15 protein-coding genes are annotated in these 22,778 nt (G+C 69.4%); 7 read left to right on the forward strand and 8 right to left on the reverse strand.

Features of this window, described 5'->3' with window-relative positions; all coding sequences use genetic code 11:
• Positions 1-145 precede the first annotated feature (145 nt).
• Complete coding sequence (locus JZ792_RS07405; RefSeq protein ID WP_216908145.1) at positions 146-373, forward strand: FmdB family zinc ribbon protein; 228 nt, start codon at positions 146-148, stop codon at positions 371-373.
• Between the two features lie 148 nt (positions 374-521).
• Here JZ792_RS07405 and JZ792_RS07410 read toward each other — a convergent pair whose 3' ends face one another.
• The 4 genes from JZ792_RS07410 to JZ792_RS07425 form a co-directional block, all read right to left on the reverse strand.
• Positions 522-812 carry an Rdx family protein gene (locus tag JZ792_RS07410; protein WP_216908147.1) on the reverse strand — a complete coding sequence of 97 codons (291 nt, stop codon included), beginning with the start codon at positions 810-812 and terminating at the stop codon, positions 522-524.
• 16 nt (positions 813-828) lie between these two features.
• On the reverse strand, positions 829-1,218 hold the full coding sequence (locus tag JZ792_RS07415) for a YchJ family protein (protein WP_216908149.1): 390 nt from the start codon (positions 1,216-1,218) through the stop codon (positions 829-831).
• 120 nt (positions 1,219-1,338) lie between these two features.
• Positions 1,339-1,773, reverse strand: coding sequence for a hypothetical protein (locus tag JZ792_RS07420; RefSeq protein WP_308165186.1), 435 nt, complete (start codon positions 1,771-1,773; stop codon positions 1,339-1,341).
• Positions 1,774-1,831: 58 nt separating this feature from the next.
• A complete protein-coding gene (locus tag JZ792_RS07425; protein ID WP_216908151.1) occupies positions 1,832-4,282 on the reverse strand; it encodes an AAA family ATPase in 2,451 nt (816 codons plus the stop codon).
• A gap of 488 nt (positions 4,283-4,770) precedes the next feature.
• Between JZ792_RS07425 and JZ792_RS07430 the strand changes: the two genes are divergently transcribed.
• The 5 genes from JZ792_RS07430 to JZ792_RS42905 all read left to right on the forward strand — a co-directional run bounded on the left by JZ792_RS07430 (position 4,771) and on the right by JZ792_RS42905 (position 14,328).
• Positions 4,771-7,659, forward strand: a complete 2,889-nt coding sequence (locus tag JZ792_RS07430; protein ID WP_216908152.1) for an SWIM zinc finger family protein — start codon at positions 4,771-4,773, stop codon at positions 7,657-7,659.
• Complete coding sequence (locus JZ792_RS07435) at positions 7,656-8,756, forward strand: ATP-binding protein (RefSeq protein ID WP_216908154.1); 1,101 nt, start codon at positions 7,656-7,658, stop codon at positions 8,754-8,756. Before JZ792_RS07430 ends, JZ792_RS07435 begins: the two co-directional genes overlap by 4 nt.
• A 57-nt stretch (positions 8,757-8,813) precedes the next feature.
• Entirely contained in the window at positions 8,814-11,024 is a 2,211-nt protein-coding gene (locus JZ792_RS07440) for a DUF5682 family protein (protein ID WP_216908156.1), read from the forward strand.
• Positions 11,021-12,172, forward strand: a complete 1,152-nt coding sequence (locus tag JZ792_RS07445) for a VWA domain-containing protein (RefSeq protein ID WP_216908158.1) — start codon at positions 11,021-11,023, stop codon at positions 12,170-12,172. The genes JZ792_RS07440 and JZ792_RS07445 overlap by 4 nt, the downstream gene beginning before the upstream one ends.
• A 68-nt stretch (positions 12,173-12,240) precedes the next feature.
• Complete coding sequence (locus JZ792_RS42905; RefSeq protein WP_216908160.1) at positions 12,241-14,328, forward strand: ADP-ribosylglycohydrolase family protein; 2,088 nt, start codon at positions 12,241-12,243, stop codon at positions 14,326-14,328.
• Here JZ792_RS42905 and JZ792_RS07455 read toward each other — a convergent pair.
• The 3 genes from JZ792_RS07455 to JZ792_RS07465 all read right to left on the reverse strand — a co-directional run bounded on the left by JZ792_RS07455 (position 14,316) and on the right by JZ792_RS07465 (position 18,818).
• Positions 14,316-15,128 carry a phosphatase PAP2 family protein gene (locus JZ792_RS07455; protein ID WP_254189434.1) on the reverse strand — a complete coding sequence of 271 codons (813 nt, stop codon included), beginning with the start codon at positions 15,126-15,128 and terminating at the stop codon, positions 14,316-14,318. The genes JZ792_RS42905 and JZ792_RS07455 overlap by 13 nt on opposite strands.
• 322 nt (positions 15,129-15,450) lie before the next feature.
• Positions 15,451-18,042, reverse strand: a complete 2,592-nt coding sequence (locus JZ792_RS07460) for an ABC transporter permease (RefSeq protein ID WP_254189435.1) — start codon at positions 18,040-18,042, stop codon at positions 15,451-15,453.
• Positions 18,042-18,818, reverse strand: a complete 777-nt coding sequence (locus JZ792_RS07465) for an ABC transporter ATP-binding protein (RefSeq protein WP_216908162.1) — start codon at positions 18,816-18,818, stop codon at positions 18,042-18,044. Before JZ792_RS07465 ends, JZ792_RS07460 begins: the two co-directional genes overlap by 1 nt.
• Before the next feature lie 160 nt (positions 18,819-18,978).
• On the opposite strand from JZ792_RS07465, the gene JZ792_RS07470 reads away from it, so the two are divergent.
• A complete protein-coding gene (locus tag JZ792_RS07470) occupies positions 18,979-19,464 on the forward strand; it encodes a glutathione peroxidase (RefSeq protein ID WP_308165187.1) in 486 nt (161 codons plus the stop codon).
• 111 nt (positions 19,465-19,575) lie between these two features.
• On the opposite strand, the gene JZ792_RS07475 is transcribed toward JZ792_RS07470, so the two are convergent.
• Entirely contained in the window at positions 19,576-21,399 is a 1,824-nt protein-coding gene (locus JZ792_RS07475; RefSeq protein WP_216908210.1) for a serine/threonine-protein kinase, read from the reverse strand.
• Positions 21,400-22,778: the final 1,379 nt, after the last annotated feature.

The raw sequence follows: 22,778 nt of genomic DNA on the forward strand, positions 1-22,778 counted from the left end.
CGCACCTCCTGCCCCGGCCCGCCGGTGCGCTGGACGATTGCTACCAGCGGGTCGGTACTACCTGATCTTTCAATCGAGAGTACGTCTCTGTTCGTGGATCGGCAGGAGGACGCGGTTTTCGACTCCGACGCGATACGCTGGCCGGATGCCGAGCTATGCCTTTCGGTGCCGTGGTTGCGGTGACACCTTCGAGGTGAACCGCCCCATGGCGCAATCGTCCGATCCCGCCGTCTGCCCGAACGGACACGACGACACCGTGAAACTGCTGACCACATTCGCCACGGTCAGCCGGGGTGGCGGCGGTATGCCCGCGGCCGCTCCCGCGCCCGGTCCGTCGGGTGGCGGGTGCTGCGGCGGCGGTTGCTGCGCCTGAATCACGCGCGAGATCGAGCGCGTTCATTTCTGTGACTCGGATCACCATCGATGATTCACGGTGATTTCGCCACATCGGCGACCCATACCCGCGTGCGGATCGGTCTGCGACGACGGTACGGCGGGTCCCGTACGCGTCGGAGCCGGTCTCAGCCGGTGTGCTCGCTGTCGCGTCGATCGACGTGCCCCAGATCGCGCTCGGGCGCGACACGGTCGCGCACGCGCTGCTTGAGCACCGAGATATCCGGGAATCCGCCGTCGGCTTTGCGCTCCCACACCTGATCGCCGTCGACCGTGATCCGGAAGACACCGCCGGTGCCGGGTATCAGCGCGACCTCGCCCAGATCGGTGCCGAAGGTGCTCAGCAACTCCTGAGCCATCCAACTCGCCCGCAACAACCAGCGACACTGGGTGCAGTACTCGATCGCGATACGCGCCATGCGACGACGGTACCGTTCACGGCTCGATCACGCCGTCGACGTACACCCACGCCCCGTCCTCCCGGGCGAACCTGCTGACCTCGTGCAACGACCCGCGCACCCCGTCCGCGCGGTAGTGCGCCACGAATTCCACCACCCCGCTGTCGTCGAAGGGCCCACCGCGCTCGACCCGCACGATCTCCAGGAACATCCACCGCTGATCGTCATCGATCTCCACCACCGGGGGACGCCGCGAGGAATGCCACGACCGACGCAGATACTCCCCGTCCCCGACCGCGAACGCGGTATACCGCGACCGCATCAGCGCCTCCGCCGTCGGCGCACCCCGCACTCCCGCGAGCACCGGCCCACAGCATTGCTCGAACGGCTCACCCCGGCGGCACGGACACTGCTGCGACTGCGTCATCCATCGATTCTCGTCCCGCCCCGATCCCTCACCGAATCCGGTCGCGGATATGAGCCGATAGGCATGGATCGGCCGAAGCGTCCAAGTGGGCAGCCACTACGGCAGTCGACCGTGCGAGGGTCAGCGGCTTTCGACCTTCGACAGGACGACCGCTATCGCCGCGGTCTGGTCGCGCCAGCGGCGTAACTCCGTGACGCCGGGCGCGAGTTCGTAGTCGTGGTGGTGGGCGGCGCGGGAGAGCGCGGCCCAGACCGTCGCGACCTGGGCGGCGGTGTCGGGGCCCGCGTAGCTGCGCAGGGCGAGCAACTGGGCGCGCATGGGGCAGCGCAGCAGGTCGGGGGCGAGTCGCGCCCACAGTTCGTCCACCGACTGCTCCAGGGCCAGGCGCAGGATCCAGGCGGTGGCGCGCGACCAGACGCCGCCCGCGTCGGTGACCTCGCCGTCGAGCAGTCGGTCGACGACCTCGAAACGCTCGACCACCGTCGGCCGGGGCGCGCGTGGTCGCTCGGCGCGGTGCGGTGGTCGACGCCCCCGGGACCGGCGCGGGGCGGTCACCGGATCGTCCGGCCGGGCAGGACATCCGGGGCACGGCGGTCCGGCGGGCGCGTCACGCTCACCGCACCAGCCAGGCGAGGAAACGTTCGGTGTCGCTGATCAATTCGCGCATGCTGCGCCCGATCGGGACGTGCGCGCCCGCCGTCACATCACGCAGGACGCTCACCAGCCATTTTTCGTCGCGGGCCAGGAATTTGTTGAGGTTGTCCACGTTGTAGCCGACACCCATGACGGCCAGCGCCACCATCGCGCGGGTGGTGAACGCCTCCTCGACATGGCGTTCCACCTCGCGGTGGTGCATTCCGGTGGCGAGCAGGTCGCGGCGCGCGCGGGACTGACTGGCCGCCTCCACGGCGGACCGGCAGCAGGTGGCGACCAGTTCGTCGGCGATGGCGCGCGGCAATTGCGGGGTGCGCACGAGTGAACGGGCATCGGCGAGGTAGCGGCGGACCGGGTCGCTCGAGGTCCGCACCTCCACGACCGACCGTTCTCGGCGCTGCACTTCGAGAACGCAGGCGTCGAGTTGCATGCGCCGCACCGCCTCGGCCAACCGCTCGTCGTGGGTGAACACGATGACCTGGCGGTGCCTGGCGACCGTCGCGAGCACCATGGCCAGGCCGTCGACCTTGGCGGGGTCCATGGCCTGCACCGGGTCGTCGATCATCACGAAGCGGAACGGGCTGTCCTCGACCGTCGCGCGCGGCAGGAACAGCGAAAGGCCCAGCGCGTGCAACTCGCCCTGGCTCATCACGCCGAGGGCGGCACCGTCCACCTCGTCCACGGTGACGTCGAGCAGTACCCGGCGCGCGGTTCCGGCATTGCCCTGTAGGCGGATCGCGCCGAGTTCGACATTGCTCTGCTGACGCAGGGTCCGCCAGATCCAGCGCGCGGTGGTCTCCAGCGGCGCCATCCGCTCACCGCGCAGACCCGCGGTCGCGGATTTGAGCCAGTCCTCGGCGCGTTTGACGGTGCGCAGTTCGTTCGCGCGCAACGCGACCTCGCGGGCGTTGTCGAGCCAGGTCGCCAGGCGCGGCACCAGCGGCGCCCAGACCTCGTCGAGACGATCGAGTTCCTTGCGGGTGCCCTGCTGGAGCAATTCCAGTTCGTCGACCAGGCGGGTGTGCGCGCCGCGCAACCGATCCGCCAGATCGGGGGTGTATTCCGCGCCGGTCAGCGCCGCCCAGTCCGCCCAAGCCCGTCGCACCGCGCCGGTGTCGACGGTCGGCGGATTGCTCGGGTCGAAATCCAGTTCCTGCGGGACGTGATCGGGGAGCCCACGGGCGGTGCGCACGGCGCGGTTCAACTGGTCGCGCGCCGTGGTCAGCGCGTCCACGCGGGCGGTGAGCTGGGCGATCGAGGCATCGGCCGCCTCGGCCCATTCGCTGTCGAGAGTGCCGCGACCGCAGACCGGGCAGGCGCAATCGCCGACCACACCCGCGTGTTCGCGAGCCCGGCGCAGCAGGTCGAGCACTCGCAGATCGGCCTCGGCGTCGGTGGTCGACCCGAGCGCGACCTCGGCGCCGCATTCCTCGATGCGGGCGGCCACCGCGTCGACCTGGGCGCTGGTCGGCAGGGTGAGCCGGACGATGGCGCGCAATCCGTCCGGGCCGATGGTGTCGTCGACCGTGCCGAAGATATGGCGGCTCACCGCGTTCAGATCGGGTTGCAGCGGACGCAGCAGTCGCGCCATCCGCACCGCGCGGTCGTCGGCGACCTGCTCCAACGCACCGAGCAGATCCAGCCGTTCCTGGCGTGAATCACGGGCGGCGCGTTCCAGTTCCAGGCGGCGGGCGCGAATCCGCTCCTGGGCCCTGGTCAATTCGTCGAGGCCGAGCAGTTGGTGCAGCGCGTCGAACAGGTCGCTGGGTTTGCCGTCGACCAGCGCGCCGAGTTCGCTGTAGGACAGGAACGGGCGGTACAGGTCGAGCACACTCGACCAGCGGGTGACATCGAAGGGGGCCGAATCGTTCTCGGTGACGCCGGTGCCGCGCTCGGTCCACACCGCCTGGGTCAGGTCCGCGTCCGGAGCCCACTCCTTGACGACGGTGAGTTCGGGGTCGTCGCCCTCGGTGAGCAGGTCGAGTTCGATACGGGCCGACTCGCCTTCGTGCAGGTTGCGCCATCCCTCGCGCCACGCCGCCGAGCGGCCGTCCCAGCGGCGATTACCGCCGGTCAGCGCCAGTTCGGCGGCTTCGGCGAAACTCGATTTGCCGCTGCCGTTGCGGCCGACGACCAGGGTGAGTCCGGGACCGGGCGGCACGTGCAAGGTGGTCTCGGGGCCGATCCCGCGGAATCCGCGGACCCGGATGGCGCGCAGGAAGACTCCCGCGGCGTCGAATTCTCCGGCCTGCCCGTGCGCCTCACGATGGCCGAGGGAACCGAGCGACCACAGCACCGTCTCCGCGACGTCCGAGGTGACGGTGGGATCTTCGGACAAGCGCCGGGCCACCACTTCGGGCAGGCGCGGCGATACCTCCGTGGCCGGATCGGCCGCGGGATTCACGCGCATACGTCAAACCCCTTCACCACCGAACCGCGGCCTGCCCACCCGCCTCGCACCCGGTGTCCTCTGTCGAAAGCTCAGCGAAACGCTACCCGATGCGCCAGGATTCGCCCACCGGGCGGTGCCGAATACAGTCCTGTCCCGGAATGGGCGGTCCGAAGGATGGTCCGAATCTGCCCGCGGGGATGGATATGGCCATCGAAGGCGCACGGCCGCCCTCGATGTCCACCCCTCGCCAACCCCGACGGGCAGCTCGATGTGTGTCACCCGATCGGGTGGCTCGGACGGAGCCGAACAGAACAGAATGACAGTATCGAGACGGTAGCGCAACCGCAGGAACGATTCGAGAAGGTGAGCGAATCCGATGCCGACACAGTGGGTTCCGCGCGGACCGGCGGGGGCGACGGCCGGTCTGTCGGTGGCCTGCGGTACAAATCCGGTCGACGCAACCTTGGGGGGAACACCGTGAACCGCCGCCGATCGAGAGCCGCCCGATGACAGCACCGTGGACCGAAGCGCAGGTCGGCGCACTCGCGCCGGATGCGAACGCGCTGTCGGCCGCGCGTGCGCTCGGGGCGCGCTGGCACGAGGCGGGGCACCGCGATACGGCACTGTGGGGGATGTGGCACGGCGGCGGGGCGCCGCCGTACCTGACCGTCGTCGATCTGAGCGGACCCGCGTATCGGTGTTCCTGCCCGAGCCGGAAATTTCCGTGCAAACACGCGCTGTCGCTGATGTTGCGCTGGTCCGCCGGTGCGGTGCCCGACACGGACACGGTCGCCGATTTCGCGGCCGAATGGATCGCGTCGAGAGCGAAACGAGCGCGAGAACCCGACCGCGACACCGCGATCCGAGTGCCGAATCCCGCCACCGCGAGGCAGCGGCGCGCGCGGGTCACGGCCGGGCTGGACGACCTCGACATCTGGCTCGGCGATCAGGTCCGCACCGGCCTGGCCCAGACCGATCGCTCCTACCGCGCGTTCGAGGCCGTCGCGGCCCGCATGGTCGACGCCCAGGCGCCCGCGGTGGCGGCCGTGCTGCGTCAACTCCCGACCACCGTCGCCACCCGCGCGGACTGGCCGCGGATCGTGCTGCGCGAATACGCGCGCCTGCACCTGCTGATCGCCGCGCACCGCCGTCTCGACGAACTGCCCGACGCACTGGGCGCGAGTATCCGCACCCACATCGGCTATCCGACGTCCGCCGAATCCGTGCGCGCCGAAGCGCCGCTGCGTGACCGGTGGATGGTGCTCGGCAGTCGGACCACCGAGGAGGAGCGGCTCTACACCCGCAGGACCTGGCTCTACGGCAGGAACACCCACCGCTGGGCGCTACTGGTCGATCACTGCTTCGGATCGCCCGGTTTCCCGAACGACGTCCCCGCGCTCGGCGCCATGGCCGACGCGCACCTGCACTACTACCCCGCCGCCGCACCGTTACGCGCGCTCTGGGGCGAACGTCACGGCACCGACGAACCTTTCACCACCCTGCCCGGGACGAGCGGCACGATCGCCGCCGCGCTGGAAGCGCACGCGCGGGCACTGGGCGCCGACCCCTGGTTGCGGTCGTGGCCGGTCCTGCTGCCCGAGGTGACGCCGGTGGTGGACGACAGCGGTTGGCGGGTGGTCGATTCCGAGGGCGCGGCACTCCCGTTGGCCCCCTCGGAACAGCCGTGGCGGTTGCTCGGGATATCGGGAGGTCATCCCGTGACGCTCGCCGCCGAGTGGACGCAGGAAGGGCTCGTTCCGGTCTCGGCGCTGGTCGCGGGTGAGGTACTCGACGTCGCGGGGGAACGCGCGGCGCCTCGCGGAACGAATTCCGGCGCGGCGGCGGCCGGGAGCGGGGCCGATCCGACTTCCGTCGCACTGCTCGGCACCGCCCGACGCAGCCCGGATCCGGCCCGGCTCGCACCGCCGGTCGCCGCTGCGGCCGTGCGGCTTCGGACGGATCCTGCGCTGCTACTGCTGGAATCGGCGGCGTTGCGCGATGCCTACGAGCGGGGCGGGGTGCCTGCCGAATCCGGCGACATCCCGGCACCCGCGCTCGACGATCCGAGGCCGCGACTGCCGCAGGCGGCGGCAGTGCGCTTGGCGGAGATGCTGCGCGGCACATCGAATTTCCTGCCCGAGTGGTTCGACGCCGCCGAACCGTACGACTACCGCGCGCCGGACGCACTGTGCGCGCTGCTGCTCGAACACGCTTCGGGTAGTTCGCCGTGGCGGACCGCGCTGCTGCGGTTGGCCGGCCGTCGCGGACAGTGGCTCGCGGCACGGCATCCGCAGTGGCGCACTTTGTCGTGGCCCGATATCGATACCGAACTCGATGAGGACACCTGGCGTTTCGGCGGTCCGCAGGCCCGCAGGAATTGGCTGGCGCGGTTGCGGGTCGAGGATCCGGCGGCGGCGCGCGGCGCGCTGATCGAGGTGTGGCCGAAGGAATCGGGGCCGCTGCGCGCCGAACTCCTGGCCACGTTGGAACCGGCGATCTCCCCGGCCGACGAGGACCTGTTGGAATCGGCGTTGGACGACCGCCGCGCCGATGTGCGCCGCACGGCCGCGGGCCTGCTGACCCGGCTTCCGGATTCCGCGTTCGCGCGGCGGATGAGCGCGCGCGCGGCCGCGTGGTTGCGCCCGACCACATCCGGTACACCCCACCTCGTCGTCGACCTGCCCGAGGCCATCGACACGGCCGCCCAGCGCGACGGCATCGTCGACCGTGGCGTCGAATTCACCTACCGCTGGAACGGCGGGCCCGATGTGGTGGCGGGACGGTTGCGCCAGCTGGTCGCAGCCACACCGCTGCGATTCTGGCAGAGCGGAAACGCCGACGGCCGGCCCGACACCGCCGAACTCGGCCCCGAGCGATGGGCCGGGATCGGCGTGGACGACCGGTTCCGACAACCGCTGTTCGACGGCTGGGTGGACGCGGCCCTGGCCCAGGGTGACTCACGCTGGGCCAAGGCACTGTTCGAGGCGGGAGTGCCGTCGGACGCCGCACTGCTGCGGCGGCGCGAGTTGTTCGCTCTGCTGCCGGTCGAGGACAGGACACGTCATCTGCTGCGGCTCGACGGTTCGTGGTTGTCCGAGATCGAGGCGCTGCTGCCCGCCATGGGACACCCGTGGCCCGATGCCGTCGCCAACCACCTGATGCTGTTGCTCGCCGATCGCGCCAGGATCGCGGCGCAGCACGCGGGCACGCACGGCGCGAGCCCGGCCGCGCATCGCTCGCTGCTCACCACGGCCTCGGTCCATTTCCCGGTCACGGCCGCGCCCGCGGTCGGCGCCCTCGCGCGGCGCTGCGACGATCCCACCTGGGTGCGGGCCTTCGATCTGCTCGCCGACGATCTCACCCACCGCTCGAAGATGCTCGAGGAGTTGCAGTGACGACCATCGACCCTGCCCCCGGCCTGCTGCGCCCGCACGCCGAACAGGCCTACGCCGAGGAACTACGCGCCCTCGCCGTCGGCGACGACCGGCCGCGCCCACCCTCGTGGCGGCTCTCGCCGTGGGCGGTCGTCACCTACCTGCTCGGCGGCACCTCCGCCGACGGCACGGTGATCACGCCCAAATACGTCGGGCCGCGCCGATTGGTCGAAGTGGCCGTCGCGACTCTGGCGACCGACCGCGCGCTGCTGCTGCTCGGCGTGCCGGGCACCGCCAAAACCTGGGTTTCCGAACATCTCTCGGCCGCGATCAGCGGGTCGTCGACGCTGCTCGTGCAGGGCACTTCGGGGACCGCCGAGGAGGCGATCCGCTACGGCTGGAACTACGCCAGACTGCTGGCGGAGGGGCCGAGCGACGCGGCGCTGGTCCCGTCACCGGTGATGACCGCCATGCGCACCGGCGCGATCGCCCGCATCGAGGAACTCACCCGGATTCCCTCCGATGTGCAGGACGCGTTGATCACGATCCTGTCCGAGAAGACGCTGCCGGTGCCGGAACTCGGCTCGCAGGTGCAGGCCGCGAAGGGTTTCAACGTCATCGCCACGGCCAACGACCGCGATCGTGGCGTCAACGAACTGTCCTCGGCGCTGCGCCGCCGGTTCAACACGGTGGTATTGCCGCTGCCGGATGACGAGGACGACGAGGTCGCCATCGTGGTGCGCCGGGTCGAACAGCTGGGTGTGGCACTGGAATTGCCGCGGATTCCCGCCGCGGCCGAGGAAGTGCGACGGGTGGTTCGGGTCTTCCGGGAACTGCGCTCCGGCATCACCGCCGACGGCCGCACCAAACTCAAATCGCCCTCGGGGACGCTGTCGACGGCCGAGGCCATCTCGGTGATCACCAACGGCATCGCGCTGTCCGCGCATTTCGGCGACGGCACCCTGCGGGCCGACGATATCGCCGGTGCCGTACTCGGTTCCGTCATCAAGGATCCGGTCGCCGACCGGGTCGTGTGGACCGAATATCTCGAGGCCGTGGTCCGCGAACGGCCCGAGTGGTCCGATTTCTACCGGGCCTGCCGGGAGATCACCGGGTGAACGGGTCTCGCACGCACGAACAGCCGACGCGTTCGCGCACCGGCCCCCGGTGATCTCGTGACCACCCCGGCCGACGCGGCACGGGATGATGCCGTCACCAGGGTTTTCGGCATCCGGCATCACGGACCCGGTTCGGCGCGCTCGTTACGTCTGGCTCTGGAGGAGTTCGCCCCCGACACGATTCTGATCGAGGGCCCGGCCGACGCGGATCCGCTGGTCGGTTTCGTCGCGGCGGACGGGATGCGACCGCCGGTCGCCCTGCTCGCCTACGTGCCCGCGACTCCGGCGCGTGCGGCCTTCTGGCCCTATGCCTCGTTCTCCCCCGAATGGCAGGCACTGCGCTACGCCGCCGAATTCGCCGTGCCCGTTCGCTTCTGCGATCTGCCCGCCGCGAACGCGCTCGCCGCGTCCGACGAGGGCGGCGAAAGTGGTGACCCGCTGGCCGAATTGGCGGCCGCGGCGGGTTACGACGACGCCGAACGCTGGTGGGACGCGGTCGTCGAATCCAGCGCCGACGCCACCGCTTTCGACGCCATCACCGAAGCCATGGCCGCGCTGCGCGATTCGCCGGTTTCGGCGGTGGTCGACGCGCACACCCTGCGCCGCGAGGCGTTCATGCGCCAGACCATGCGCAAGGCGCTCAAGGCCGGCGCTCGCCGTCTGGCCGTGGTCTGCGGAGCCTGGCACGCGCCCGCGCTGACCGGTCAGCTCGGCCCCGCCGCCCCCGATATGCGGCTGCTCAAAGGGATGCCCAAGGTGAAAGCCACCGTGACGTGGGTGCCGTGGACGCATTCGCGACTGTCGACGGCGTCGGGCTACGGCGCGGGCATCACCTCACCCGGCTGGTATCACCACCTGTTCACCGAAACCGAACAGCCGATCGCGCGCTGGCTGACCAAGGTCGCCGGGGTGCTGCGGGCCCACGATCTGCCGGTCTCCAGCGCGCACGTCATCGAGGCGGTGCGGCTCGCCGACACCCTCGCCACCCTGCGGACCCGGCAGCTGGCCGGTCTGTCGGAGGTGACCGAGGCGGTTCGTTCGGTGCTGTGCGGGGGTGACGAGACCATGGTGCGGGTCGTGGTCGCCGAACTCGTGGTCGGCGAGGCGCTCGGCGCGGTGCCGGAGGGTGTGCCGACGGTGCCACTCGACGCCGATCTGCGCGCCGCGATGCGGACACTGCGCCTGAAACAGGAGCCGACGCCCAAGACGCTCGACCTCGATCTACGCAAGGACAGGGAACTCGAACGTTCCCGGCTGCTGCATCGGCTGCGTCTGCTCGGCATCGACTGGGGCACACCTATCACCGGAGAAGTGCGCAATACCGGCACCTTCCGGGAGAGCTGGCGACTGAAGTGGCGACCCGAATTCGCCGTCGCGGTCATCGAGGCCTCGCGCTGGGGTCCGACGCTGCGCATCGCCGCGCAGGCGAAGATCCTCGACACCGCGCAGAGCACGCAGGTCACGTTGGCCGATCTCACCGACGCGCTCGACCTGGCCCTGCTCGCCGATCTCGGCGATGCCACCGAAGGGCTCATCACCCGCCTGGAATCGGTCGCGGCACTCGATCACGACGTCACGCATCTGCTCGCGGCGCTGCCCGGCCTGACCAAGACCCTGCGCTACGGCGATGTGCGCGGCACCGACACCAAGGCGCTCGGCCATGTCGCCGACGGCCTGCTGGTACGGATCTGCGCCGGATTGCCCGGCGCGGTCACCGGACTCGACACCGACGCGGCCGAGCAGGTGCGCGCGCTGATCGACGCGGCGCACACCGCGGTCCACACTCGCGACGACCCGTGGTCGACGGCGCAGTGGCTGACCGCGCTGGAGAAACTCGCCGAACGCGCCGATGTGCACGGCGCGCTCGTCGGGCGTGCCGTGCGATTGCTGAGCGATGCCGGTGTCATCGACGAGGCGCAGGCGGCTCGGCGGCTGTCGGCGGCGCTGTCGATCGGCAACACCCCCGCGGCCAAGGCGGCCTGGATCGACGGCTTCCTCGGTGGACGCGGACTGCTGCTCGTCCACGACAGGGAGTTGTTGCGTCTCGTCGACGGGTGGCTGGAGAGTCTGGCCGAAGACCAGTTCGTCGAAACGCTTCCGCTGTTGCGCCGCACCTTCGGCGCCTTCGAATCCGGGGAGCGCCGCGCCATCGGCCGGGCCGTGCGTGACGCCGGACCCGGCCCCGGTACCGCCGTCGCCGACATCGACTCGGCGCGCGGGCTGCTCGCCATGCGCACCGTCGCGGAGATACTCGGAGTGAACTCATGACCGACGAAACACAGAACAGGCGTTGGCGATTGGTCCTCGGCGGCGCGGCCGAACCGGAACTCGGCGGACTCGGTTCGGGCGCCGACGCCGCCATGGATCGCGCCATGGGCGGGCTCTACGACTCGGGTGAGGACGCCGCGACGGGTAAGCGCTCGGCGGGGCTCGGCGGCTCGGCGCCGAAGGTCGCGCGCTGGCTGGGCGATATCCGCACCTACTTCCCGTCCACGGTGGTCGAGGTGATGCAACGCGACGCCGTCGAGCGGCTGAATCTGACGCAATTGCTGCTGGAACCGGAGTTGCTGGAAGCGGTGGAACCCGATATCCACCTGGTCGGCACCCTGCTCAGCCTCAACAAGGTGATGCCGGAGACCACCAAGGCGACCGCCCGGGTCGTCGTCGAACGGGTGGTGCGCGAGATCGAGCTGCGCATCGCCGCGCATACCAGGGCCGCGGTGTCGGGCGCGATCGATCGCGCCGCCCGCGTCGCCAGACCGCGCCCGCGCGATATCGACTGGGACCGCACCATTCGCAAGAATCTCGCGCACTATCTACCCGAATATCGCACCGTGGTCCCGGAACGGCTGATCGGCTACGGGCGCAAGGCCCAGGCCGTGCGCCGGGATGTGGTGCTGGCGATCGACCAATCCGGTTCGATGGCGGCCAGTGTCGTCTACGCCTCGGTCTTCGGCGCGGTCCTGGCCTCGATGCGAGCGCTGAAGACCTCGCTGGTGGTCTTCGACACCGAGGTCGTCGATCTGACCGAATCGCTGGCCGATCCGGTCGACGTGCTGTTCGGCACCCAACTGGGCGGCGGCACCGATATCAATCGCGCCATCGCCTACAGCCAATCGCTGATCACCCGGCCCGCCGACACCCTTTTCGTGCTCGTCTCCGATCTCTACGAAGGCGGAATCCGCCACGAGATGATCCGCCGCGTCCACGCGATGAAGGAGGCGGGAGTCACGGTGGTGGTGCTGCTCGCGCTGTCCGACGACGGCGCTCCCGCCTACGATCACGAGAACGCCGCGGCGCTGGCGGGCCTGGACATCCCCGCGTTCGCGTGCACCCCCGACCGATTCCCCGATCTGCTCGCCACCGCGCTCGACCGCGGTGACATCCGTTCCTGGGCCGAACGCAATACCCGGTAGCGCCGGGTCGGAGTACCGTGCCCGTGCCGGACCGACGGGTTCGATAGGCTGCCAAGGTCTTTGCTGGGATGGGGGCACGCATGCTGCGCCGTGGTGACGTATTCGCCGGGTATGTGATCGAACGCGAACTCGGGCGCGGCGGCATGGGCGCGGTCTACGCGGCGCGACATCCGCGCCTGCCGAAGCTGACGGCGCTGAAACTGCTGCACCGGGGCATGTTCGAGGACGAGGACACCCGCGTGCGCTTCGCCCGCGAGGCCGAGACCGTGGCACGCCTGGACCACCCGAATATCGTCACCGTCTTCGATCGCGGCATCGAGGACGACCAGCTGTGGATCTCCATGCAGTACGTGGACGGTGTCGACAGCGCGTCGGTTCCGGCGACGGCCATGTCCGCGAATCGCGCCGTGCAGATCACCGTCCAGATCGCGGGCGCGCTCGACTACGCGCACAAATCGGGAGTGCTGCACCGGGATGTGAAACCCGCGAATATCCTGCTGTCGAAATCCGCGGGCGCGTCGACCGGCTTCGAGGAACGGGTGCTGCTCACCGATTTCGGCATCGCCAAACTGCTCGACGGTTCGGCCGGACTCACCCGCACCGGAACGCTCACCGCGACACTGGCCTACGCCTCGCCCGAACAGCTGACCCAGGGCGACCTCGGCCACCGGTCGGATCAGTATTCGCTGGCCTGCACGCTGTTCCGGCTGCTCACCGGCGCGGGCCCGTTCGACGCCCCCAATATCGCCGCCGTCGTGTTCGGCCACGTCCAGTCCCCGCCGCCGTCGCTGTGCGCGGCACGGCCCGACCTGCCCGCCGAATTGGGCGAGGTGGTGGCCAGGGCGATGGCCAAGGATTCGGCGGATCGGTTCCCGTCCTGTGCCGAATTCGCCGCGGCGGCGGCGCGCGCGTTGCGCACCCGGGCGACGGTTCTCGCACCTGCCCGATCCGAGCCGCCACGTCGTGGCCCCCGTGCCGTACCCGATCCGACGATGCGTGCCGAGCCGGTGCGGCCGAGCCGCGAGGACATCGTGCGCGGCTGCCTGTTCGGCGGCGCGGTGGGCGACGCGCTCGGCGCACCGGTGGAGAACATGTTGCTGCACCACATCCGCCAGCGCTACGGCCCACGCGGCGTGACCGGGGATGCGGCCGTCCTGGAGATCTCCGAGGAAACCCAGCTCACGCTGTTCACGGTGGAGGCGCTGATCAAGGGCTCGATCCGGGCCAGGGCACACGGCAAGGGCGGGGCCACGCTCGGATTCATGCAGGCTGGTTTCCTGGAATGGCTTCGAGGACAGGGCCTTTCCACGACCGAATCGACCGCACGCGCGGATCGTCCGTACAGCTCGCTCACCGGATATCCGGAGCTCATGAGCCATCGCGGCACCAGCAATGCCAGCGTCACCGCGTTGCGCAAGGCGGCCGAGCGCGGGCAACCCGGTCTGCCGCTCGGCACCCGCGAGCGCCCGATCAACGATTCCAAGGGGTGCGCGGCGCTGGTCCGCGCGGCGCCGTGCGGCTTCGGGTACGCCGCCGACACCTCGGGCTCCTCACTCGAGTTCGTCTTCGAATTGGGTTGCGACGCCGCGGCGCTCACGCACGGCAATCCCGGTGGCTGGTTACCCGCCGGCGTGCTCGCGGCCATCGTGTACGCCCTGTGCCGGGGCGCGGAACTCGACAAGGCCGTCGGGCTGGCCCGCGCGGAACTCACCCGCCACACGGGGCACGAGGAGACCGAGAAGGCGCTCGCCACCGCCGTTCGGCTCGCGGGCGAAGCGGGCGGACGGGTGCCAGGCGCCGACGAGGTCGAATCGCTCGGACGCGGCTGGATCGGCCCGGAGGCGCTGGCGATCGGCGTCTACACGGCGCTGACCGCCGCGGCGGCGGGCGGCTCGCCCGAGCGGATCGTGCGCACCGGAATCCTGCTCGCCGTGAATCATTCCGGCGACAGCGATTCGACGGCGGCCGTGTGCGGAAATATCCTCGGCGCTCGCTACGGCGTCGCGGCGGTGCCCGCGAGGTGGCGATCGGCACTGGACGCGGCCGCCGTCGTCGACCGGCTCGCCGGTGACTACTGCGCCGAATTCGGTCCGAATCCCCCGCGCGACGACAAGGGCGAACCCGCGCCGGAATGGCGGACCCGCTACTTCGGCTGAACCGCGCCCATCCGTCCCCAGGCGGTGGCGGACGCGGGCACGACCACCGGGTGCAGCAGCGCGGCCAGGCCGAGCAGGGTGATCGCGACGACGGCGTCGAGCCAGTAGTGATTGCCGGTGCCGACCACCACCAGCAGGGTGAGCACCGGATGCGCCAACAGCAGCCACCGCCATCGGCCGCGTGTCGCGGCCACCACGGCGAAGGCGAGCAGCAGTGCCCAGCCGACGTGCAGCGACGGCATGGCGGCGAACTGATTCGACATTCCGCCCGCGCCCACCGGCCCGTAGACCGATTGTCCGTGCACGGCGGCCAGGTCGACGAAACCGTATTCCGGCAGCATGCGCGGCGGCGCGAGCGGCATCAGGACGTGTACGACCAGCGCCGCGCCGGTCAGCACCACCATGAGATTGCGCGTCCACCGATAGTGCTCGGGGCGAAAGACCCACAGCCACAGCAGCACACCGACCGCGACGGTGAAATGCGCGGTGGCGTAGTAGAAATTCGCGGGCACGGCCAGCCAGTCGTGACCGACGAACAGCGACTGCACCGCGGTCTCCCCCGGCAGCCCGAGCCGATGTTCGACGCCGAGGATCTCGTGGGCGTTGTCGAGCGCGTGCGCGCTGTCGTCGGCGGTGATCATCCGCCCCATCTTGTAGGCGAGATAGAGCACCGTGATCAGCGCCAGTTGCCCGATCGCCTCGCCGCCGCGTCCACGCAACGCCGTCCGCATCCGTTCGACGACGACTTCGGGCACCATACGCAGCCCGACACCCGGTCCACCGAGACCCACCGCCACCATTGCCGCGGCCTCCTTCCCATCACATCCGGACGAGCACCCCCCTTAACCGGAGTGACACCCTCCGTTTAATCTAGCAACACCGGATGGACACGATCCGCACACTGTGACCGAGGAGACAGCGAGAGAGCCCCGCGCTCCCGCGGCGATGAAACGCGCCCTCGGATGCGCTGAATCGGCTGCGGCGCAGAGGAATACAGCCCTCGATCTTTCCGAGAACGAACGAGACCGTAGGCCGGTGGGCCGAGCGTAGGCACCGTCCCGGACATGACAGAGCCCGGTGGGGACGCGGAGTGCGTCCCCACCGGGCTCGGATCGTGCGGTCCTACAGGTCCGCGATGGCCGCCAGCGGAGGCGTCCTCGCGGCGCGGATGCCGGGCCAGACGGCGGCGAGCACACCCACCACCCCCGACGCGATCAGGACGGCGACCAACTGGTTCCACGGGATGGCGATCTGGTCGATGCCGAAATCGCGCAGGGTACGCAGGAATCCGATGCCGAGGCCGATGCCGAGCAGCACGCCGACGATGGCGCCGAAGACCGCGATCAGCATCGATTCCAGGTAGATGCTGCGTCTGACCTGGGCTCGTGTGGTGCCGACCGCGCGCAGCATCCCGATCTCCCTGCGCCGCTCGACCACCGACAGCGCGAGGGTGTTGATGATGCCGAGGATGGCGATCACCACGGCCAGCGCGAGCAGGCCGTAGAGGATCGCGAGCAGCGTGTTGATCTGCCTGCCCTGCGCGCCCTTGAACTCTTCGCGATCCTGCACCTGGACCACGGCGAACCGGTCGGTGGCCTTCGCCAGATCGGTCCGCATGGCGGTCAGGTCGGTTCCCGGCTTCGCCTTCACCAGCACGAAGAAATTGTTCTGGAAGGCGACCGGTGTCACCTTCTGGAACACCCCGGGCGACAACACCATCGCACCGAGCAGCGGCGTCTTCTTGTAGACGCCCGCGATCGTCACCGGGACCTTCTGGTTCTTGTCCAGCGTGGTCAGTTCGACGGTCTGTCCGACCTTCCAGTTCCGGTCGGCCGCCTCGGTGTCGTCGACGAGGATGTCGTTGTCACCGAGGGTTCCGGTGCCGCGCAGGATGTCGTAGTTCAGCACACCCTCCAGCGGTCCGTCCGGCGAGACGCCTGCCAACTGGTCGTCACCGACCTGCACGGCCGCGCCCCGGAGACCGACCGCCTGCGCGACCTCGGGAACCGCCTGTTTCACCGCGTCCGGCACCCCGAGCGGGAGACCGAGCAGCTGGGATTGCTGCGGACCCGCGAGCACGTAATCGGCGGCGACGCCCTTGTCGACCAGCACCCCGACACTGGATTTCGCCGAGGCGCCGAGGATGCCGATCGCCGAGACCAGCATCAGCCCGAGGGTCAGCGCGAAGGCCGTGGCGGCGGTGCGGCGGGGATTGCGCACGGCGTTGTTGCGCGCCATCCGGCCGATCGGACCGAACGGACGCACCAGCAACCCGAGCGTGCCGACCACCGGCCGCGACAGCGCGGGCGATGCCAGCAGCACCGCGAATATCAGCGCGAGCGCGCCCACCCCGACGGTCGCCGCGGCATTGCCGCCGGTGGATTGCGCGCCGAGCGCCACCAGCACGACGCCGATGACGCCGAGCACCGCCCCGACCACGGTCCGCACCCGCAGCGAATCGCCCGCCGACGCGAATTCCTCGCGCATGGCCTCGACCGGCGGGATCTTCGCGGCCCGACGCGCGGGGGCGTAGGCACTGATCACCGTCACCAGCAGGCCGACGACGAGGCCGACGACGATGGTGCGTGGCAGCACCGTCATGGAACCCGTCGGCAGCCCGAGATCGAAGGCGTTCAACAGGGCCGAGAGTCCGAAGGCCAGACCGACACCGGCCGCCAAACCTATCGCGCTCCCGATGAATCCGATCACCAGCGCCTCGGAGATCACGGTATTGCCGACCTGGCGTCTGCTCGCGCCGACCGCGCGCAGCAGGGCGAGCTCGCGCAGGCGCTGGGCCACGATCATCGAGAAGGTGTTGTAGATGATGAAGGTGCCGACGATCAGCGCGATCGCGCCGAAGGCGAGCAGGAAGTAATTGATGAAATTGAGCGCTTCCGACACCTGGGATTTCAGGTCGGCCCGCACCTGTTCACCGTTCTGCACCTTGAAACCGGGTAGTTCCTCGGCGATCCGGTCGCGCAGATCGTCACCGGCGACACCGGACGACGCCGCGATGTCGACGTAGGCCACGTGATATCCGTCGGTGAACAGCTGACGGGCCTGGGTGCCGTCGAAAAGCAGACCGATGAACCCGCCGGTATCGGAGGCGACGGTGTAGATGCCGGAGATCGTGACATCGATGGTCGGACTCTGCTGGGTGCTGCGCGAGGGAATCAGCACCTTGGCCGTATCGCCGACCTTCAGGCCCGCGCGTTCGGCGCCGCCGCTGTTGATCGCGACCTGCCCCGTCGCCGTGGGCGGAGCGCCTTCGACGAATTTCTTCGGCTCGGCGACCGCGCGCTCCGGCGGAACGTAGGACTCGCCCCAGCTCGGAGCGCCGCCGGTCTGCACCGGCTTGTTCTCCAGGTTCAACAGGACCAGCGGTCCGTTGACGTTCGGCGCGACCGCGCGCACCCCCTCGGTGCGGCTGATCTGATCGACCACGGCGATCGGCACACCGAAGGACTGCTGGTTCTCCGGACTCACCCGGACATCGACGCCCTTCGCCTCGTCCTCGAAGATTCCGTCGAAGGTGCGTTGCAGGGTATCGGTGAAGACGAACGAACCCGCGATGAACGCGGTGCCGAGCACCACCGACAGCAGGGTCAGCGCCAACCGGACCTTGTGCGCCGCGAGGTTGCGGAGAGCCACCTTGCGCATCGGGTTGCCGCGCGGCCGACCGTCCTTGCTCGGCGCGCCGGGCGATGCCGCCATCAGGCCTGCTCCAGCGATTTCATCCGGTCCAGCACCGACTCGGCGGTGGGATCGCGCAATTCGGACACGATCCGGCCGTCGGCCAGGAATACCACCCGGTCGGCGAAGGATGCGGCGTGCGGTTCGTGGGTGACGATCACGACCGTCTGACCGAATTCGTTCACCGCCGCCCGCAGGATGGAGAGCACTTCTTCGGAGGCGCGGGAGTCCAGATTGCCCGTCGGCTCGTCGCCGAAGATGATCTCGGGTTTGCCCGCGAGAGCGCGCGCGCACGCCACCCGCTGCTGCTGACCGCCGGACAGCTCACTGGGACGGTGGCCGAGCCGATCGGTGAGCCCGAGCCTGCCCAGCACCGTGTCGAGCCACTCCTGATCGGCCTTGCGGCCCGCGATGTCGAGCGGAAGAGTGATGTTCTCGAGCGCGGTCAGAGTCGGGACGAGGTTGAAGGCCTGGAAGACGAATCCGATGCGGTCACGACGCAGACGCGTCATCTGCTTGTCGGACAGGTTCGTCAACTCGGTGTCGCCGATGCGCACCGCGCCCGAGGTCGCGCTGTCCAGACCCGCCAGGCAGTGCATCAGCGTGGACTTACCGGAGCCGGACGGACCCATGATCGCGGTGAACTCTCCACGCGCGAAATCCGCAGACACCTGATCCAAGGCTGTGACCTGCGTATCTCCTGTTCCATAGATCTTGGTAACCGAAATGGCGCTGGCCGCGATATCTGTCGCGGTCGGTGGATCAGCGATATCTGTACCCGCTACGTGCGAAGTCATGCCACCAGTCTGTCTGGCGAGCCGTCCGCGCGCCATCAGGGTTTGCCCGGAATCCCGTGGCCATCGGCCCGCGGCGCTCGCTGGGCGGCGCCCCGCGAAACCGGCGTCCGGTACGTTGATTCTCGGATCACGAGGATCCGGAATTGGCAGGTGGAGACAAGTGAGCATTCGAACAATTCCGCTGCGCACCCTGTCCGGCGAGCAGGCCACCCTGGCCGAGCTGGTCGGCGACAAGGTGGTGCTGCTGGTCAATGTGGCCTCGAAATGCGGTCTGACCCCCCAGTATTCGGGGCTGGTCGAGTTGCAGCAGACCTACGGACCCAAGGGTTTCAGTGTGGTCGGCGTGCCGTGTAACCAGTTCATGGGCCAGGAACCCGGCAGCGCCGAGGAGATCCAGGAATTCTGTTCGACCACCTACGGCGTCGACTTCCCGCTCCTGGAGAAGACCGATGTCAACGGCGACGAACGCCACCCGCTGTACCAGGAACTGGTGCAGAGCCCCGATACCGAGGGCGAGACCGGCGATATCCAGTGGAACTTCGAGAAGTTCCTGATCGACCGCTCGGGCGCGGTGGCAGGCCGTTTCCGCCCCCGCACCACCCCCGAGGCGCCGGAACTGCGTTCGGCCCTGGAAAACCTGCTCTGACCTCCTCGCCGCCCCGACAGGACCGGTAACCGGCGTCGACAGCGAAAAGGCCGACCGGACGTGACCCGTCCGGTCGGCCTCCGCGTATTCGGGGGCGGACTGCGCCCTGGATCAGTTCAGCGGAGCCGAACGCCACCAGCGCAGCACCTCGTCGATGGTGCCGACGATTCCGTCGGTGTACATCAGGATCTGGTTCCGGTCCTTGTCGCCGGTGAAGACGGTGACCATCTTCGGACCGCTGTTCTCGAATTTGTAGTTGGTGTAGGTCTTCCCACCGTTGGTATCGGTGGATTTCACCTTGTCGCCCGGCAGGTTGTTCACCGCCGCCTGGGCGTCCGCGGCGGAATCGTAGATGTAGAAGGTGAAGAACGGATCGTCGTTGTCACCGCCGCCGAAGCAATCCCACTGGTAGACCCAGTCACCGAAATCCGGGGTGCCCGAGGTCGGCGTCGACGGCGAGCTCGCGCTGTAGGAACCGCAGGTCGCGCCGTTGTAGCCGGTGTCGCCCGATTTGGACGCGGGCACCATGCGTGGGAATTCCTTGCTGATCGACTCCGAATCGGCGGTCACGGTGCCGCTGCTGCTCGGCGAGGTCGTCGATGACGACGAAGGGCGCGCCACCGTCGTGGTGGTCGGCGTATCGGAACCACCGCCCGCGACCACACCGACGATGCCGATGACGACGACGAGCAGCACCACCGCCGCCACACCGATTCCGATGATCAGGCCGGTATTGGATTTGCGCGGCGGCTGATGCGAAGCGGGGAACTGTCCGCCGCCGCCCATCGGCGGACGCGGCGGTTGCTGCGAATAGCCGTAGGTCTGCTGATTGTTGTACGCGCCCGTCGGATTCGGATGCTGCGCGGTCGGACCGGGCTGCGGTATCTGCGCATTGGGCATCGAGGTGTACGGCGGCGCCGTATTCGCCATCGTCGCACCGGTCAGCGGCTGTGCGCCGCTGTTGATCGGGGCCGGACCCTTGGTCAGCGGATAGGGCGAGCCCGTCAGCGGATGCTGCGGGCCGGTGCCGGGACGCGGGCCGGTCAACGGAATCGGGGGACCCGTGACCGGCATCCCCGTGATCGGCAGGGCGGGCGCACTCTGATTGGACAGCGCGACGAGCGCGGCCGCCGCGAATTCCGAACAGGAGGCGAAGCGCTCCTCCGGCCGTTTGGCCATCGCCCGCGCCAGCACGAGATCGAGCGCGTAGGGCAGGCCGGGGCGCGTATTGCTCAGCGCCGGCGGCGGTGTCTGGAGGTGGCCCTGGATCACCTGGGCCGGATTGGTCGCGGCGAACGGGCCGCTGCCGGTGAACAGCCAGAACAACGTGCACGCCAGCGAATACTGATCCGAACGGTGATCCAGCGACGCGCCGGTGAGCTGTTCGGGGGACGCGTAGGCCAGGGTGGCGGTGAACGTCCCGGTCTGCGTCAGATGACCGGTGTCGTCACGCAGGCGCGCGATACCGAAATCGGTCAGGTAGACGCGCTCGCCGCGGCCGCTGCCGGAGCGGGCGAGCAGGATATTGGCCGGTTTCACGTCGCGGTGCAGCACACCCATGCCGTGCGCGTAGTCGAGCGCGTCGGCGGTCTCCTTGATGATCTGCACGGCCCGTTCGGGCGGCAGCGTCGCGGGATCGACCGACGCGGCGTCGATTCCGTCGACGTACTGCATCGAGATCCACAACTGCTCGTCATCGAGGCCGCGGTCGTAGACCGTGACGATATTCGGGTGATCGAGCCGGGCTACCAGATCCGCCTCCCGTTCGAACCGCGCCCGCACCTCCTTGTCGAAGAACATCTCCCTGTTCAACAACTTGAGCGCAGTCATCCGCGGCAGGCGCGGATGCTTCGCCAGATACACCGAACCCATGCCACCGCGGCCCAATTGCCGGTCGATGACATAGCCGGCGAAAACGTCACCGCTGGCCAGCATTGTCTGCTCCACTTCCCGCCGTCATCGGGACCCACCGATGAACAGGCGTACAGCATAAGAACGCGCGCTCGAGCAACGCCCGACCACGGAAAACATCGAAACCATAGCAGCAGTCGCGTGCTCATCGGTTGCCCGAGGATTTCCGGATTGTCCGGCGCGACATGGACAGCGGACCACTACGGCGGAGGCCGCGGCTCCGACGGCCCCCCGGCGGACGGGGCCGCACCCGGCGGACGAACGCGCCGGACCCTGGCATCGGGCAGCGCGATCGTGATGGGCCGAACCGGACGCTTCCGGTTCGGCGTCTCCCGCGCCCCGGAATCCGGTTGCCCGGCAGTCGAACCCGACCGCTCCTCGGCCGCCTCCGCACCCTGCCCGCCGCCGACCCGCCCCGACGCGGATTCGGGTCCGCCGTGCGGAACATCCGGTCGCCGCGAGCCGTGCGCGGTACCGCCGGAATGGCGCGCCCGCGGCGCTCCCTGGACGCCAGGCGACGCAGCACCCGCCTGCGGTGAACCGTCAACGGGCGCACCCGGAACGACACCGTGCGACGCCCCACTCGCCTGCGGCGAACCATGCCCCTGCGGACGCGGCGGAACGACACTGTGGGACGTTCCACTGGACTGCGGCCCTCCGTGCGGTAGCGGGCCCGGCCGAGGCGGAACGGATCCCGATGGACCCGAATACGGCGGAACCACACCGTGCGAATTCCCGCTCGACTGCGGCGAACCCTGCGACGACGTGCCCCCATGAGGCGGGACGACACTGTGGGACGTTCCACTGGACTGCGGCGAACCGTGCACAGGCTCACCGGGACGACGCGGAAGGGGTGCCGACGTGCCCGAATAGGGCGGAACGAGACTGTGCGAGGTTCCGCTCGATTGCGGCGAACCGTGCGGCGGCACGCTCGCGTGAGGCGGAACAGGTCCCGAGGTGCCCGGATACGGCGGAACCGCACGGTGCGAACTCCCACTCGCCTGCGGCGAACCATGCGGCGGAACGACTCCATGCGAGGTTCCACTCGACTGCGGCGAACCGTGCGGCGGCGCGCCACCATAAGGCGGAACGACGCTGTGCGAGGTTCCACTGGACTGCGGCGAACCGTGCGGCAATGGGCTCGCCTGAGGCGGAGCAGGTGCCGAGGTGCCCGGATACGGCGAAACCGCACCGTGCGAATTCCCGCTCGACTGCGGTGTTCCGTGCGGCGGCGCGGCACCGTGCGAGGTTCCGCTCGACTGCGGCGAACCGCGCATCGGCTCACCTGGACGGGGCGGAACGACGCTGTGCGAGGTTCCGCTGGGTTGCCGCGGATGGGGTGGGACGACGCTGTGCGACGTTCCGCTCGACCGATATCCCGGACCGTTCGGCCGCGCCGGAGG

Origin of the sequence: Nocardia noduli (assembly GCF_019038455.1) — a bacterium.
Taxonomy (GTDB): Bacteria; Actinomycetota; Actinomycetes; order Mycobacteriales; family Mycobacteriaceae; genus Nocardia; species Nocardia noduli.

Coding starts and splice junctions, on each gene's coding strand:
- JZ792_RS07460 (WP_254189435.1), bottom strand. CDS start 18,042: ATGGCGGCATCGCCCGGCGCGCCGAGCAAGGACGGTCGGCCGCGCGGC.
- JZ792_RS07455 (WP_254189434.1), bottom strand. CDS start 15,128: ATGGTGGCGGTGGGTCTCGGTGGACCGGGTGTCGGGCTGCGTATGGTG.
- JZ792_RS07465 (WP_216908162.1), bottom strand. CDS start 18,818: ATGACTTCGCACGTAGCGGGTACAGATATCGCTGATCCACCGACCGCG.
- JZ792_RS07415 (WP_216908149.1), bottom strand. CDS start 1,218: ATGACGCAGTCGCAGCAGTGTCCGTGCCGCCGGGGTGAGCCGTTCGAG.
- JZ792_RS07410 (WP_216908147.1), bottom strand. CDS start 812: ATGGCGCGTATCGCGATCGAGTACTGCACCCAGTGTCGCTGGTTGTTG.
- JZ792_RS42905 (WP_216908160.1), top strand. CDS start 12,241: ATGGGGGCACGCATGCTGCGCCGTGGTGACGTATTCGCCGGGTATGTG.
- JZ792_RS07475 (WP_216908210.1), bottom strand. CDS start 21,399: ATGCTGGCCAGCGGTGACGTTTTCGCCGGCTATGTCATCGACCGGCAA.
- JZ792_RS07425 (WP_216908151.1), bottom strand. CDS start 4,282: ATGCGCGTGAATCCCGCGGCCGATCCGGCCACGGAGGTATCGCCGCGC.
- JZ792_RS07445 (WP_216908158.1), top strand. CDS start 11,021: ATGACCGACGAAACACAGAACAGGCGTTGGCGATTGGTCCTCGGCGGC.
- JZ792_RS07405 (WP_216908145.1), top strand. CDS start 146: ATGCCGAGCTATGCCTTTCGGTGCCGTGGTTGCGGTGACACCTTCGAG.
- JZ792_RS07430 (WP_216908152.1), top strand. CDS start 4,771: ATGACAGCACCGTGGACCGAAGCGCAGGTCGGCGCACTCGCGCCGGAT.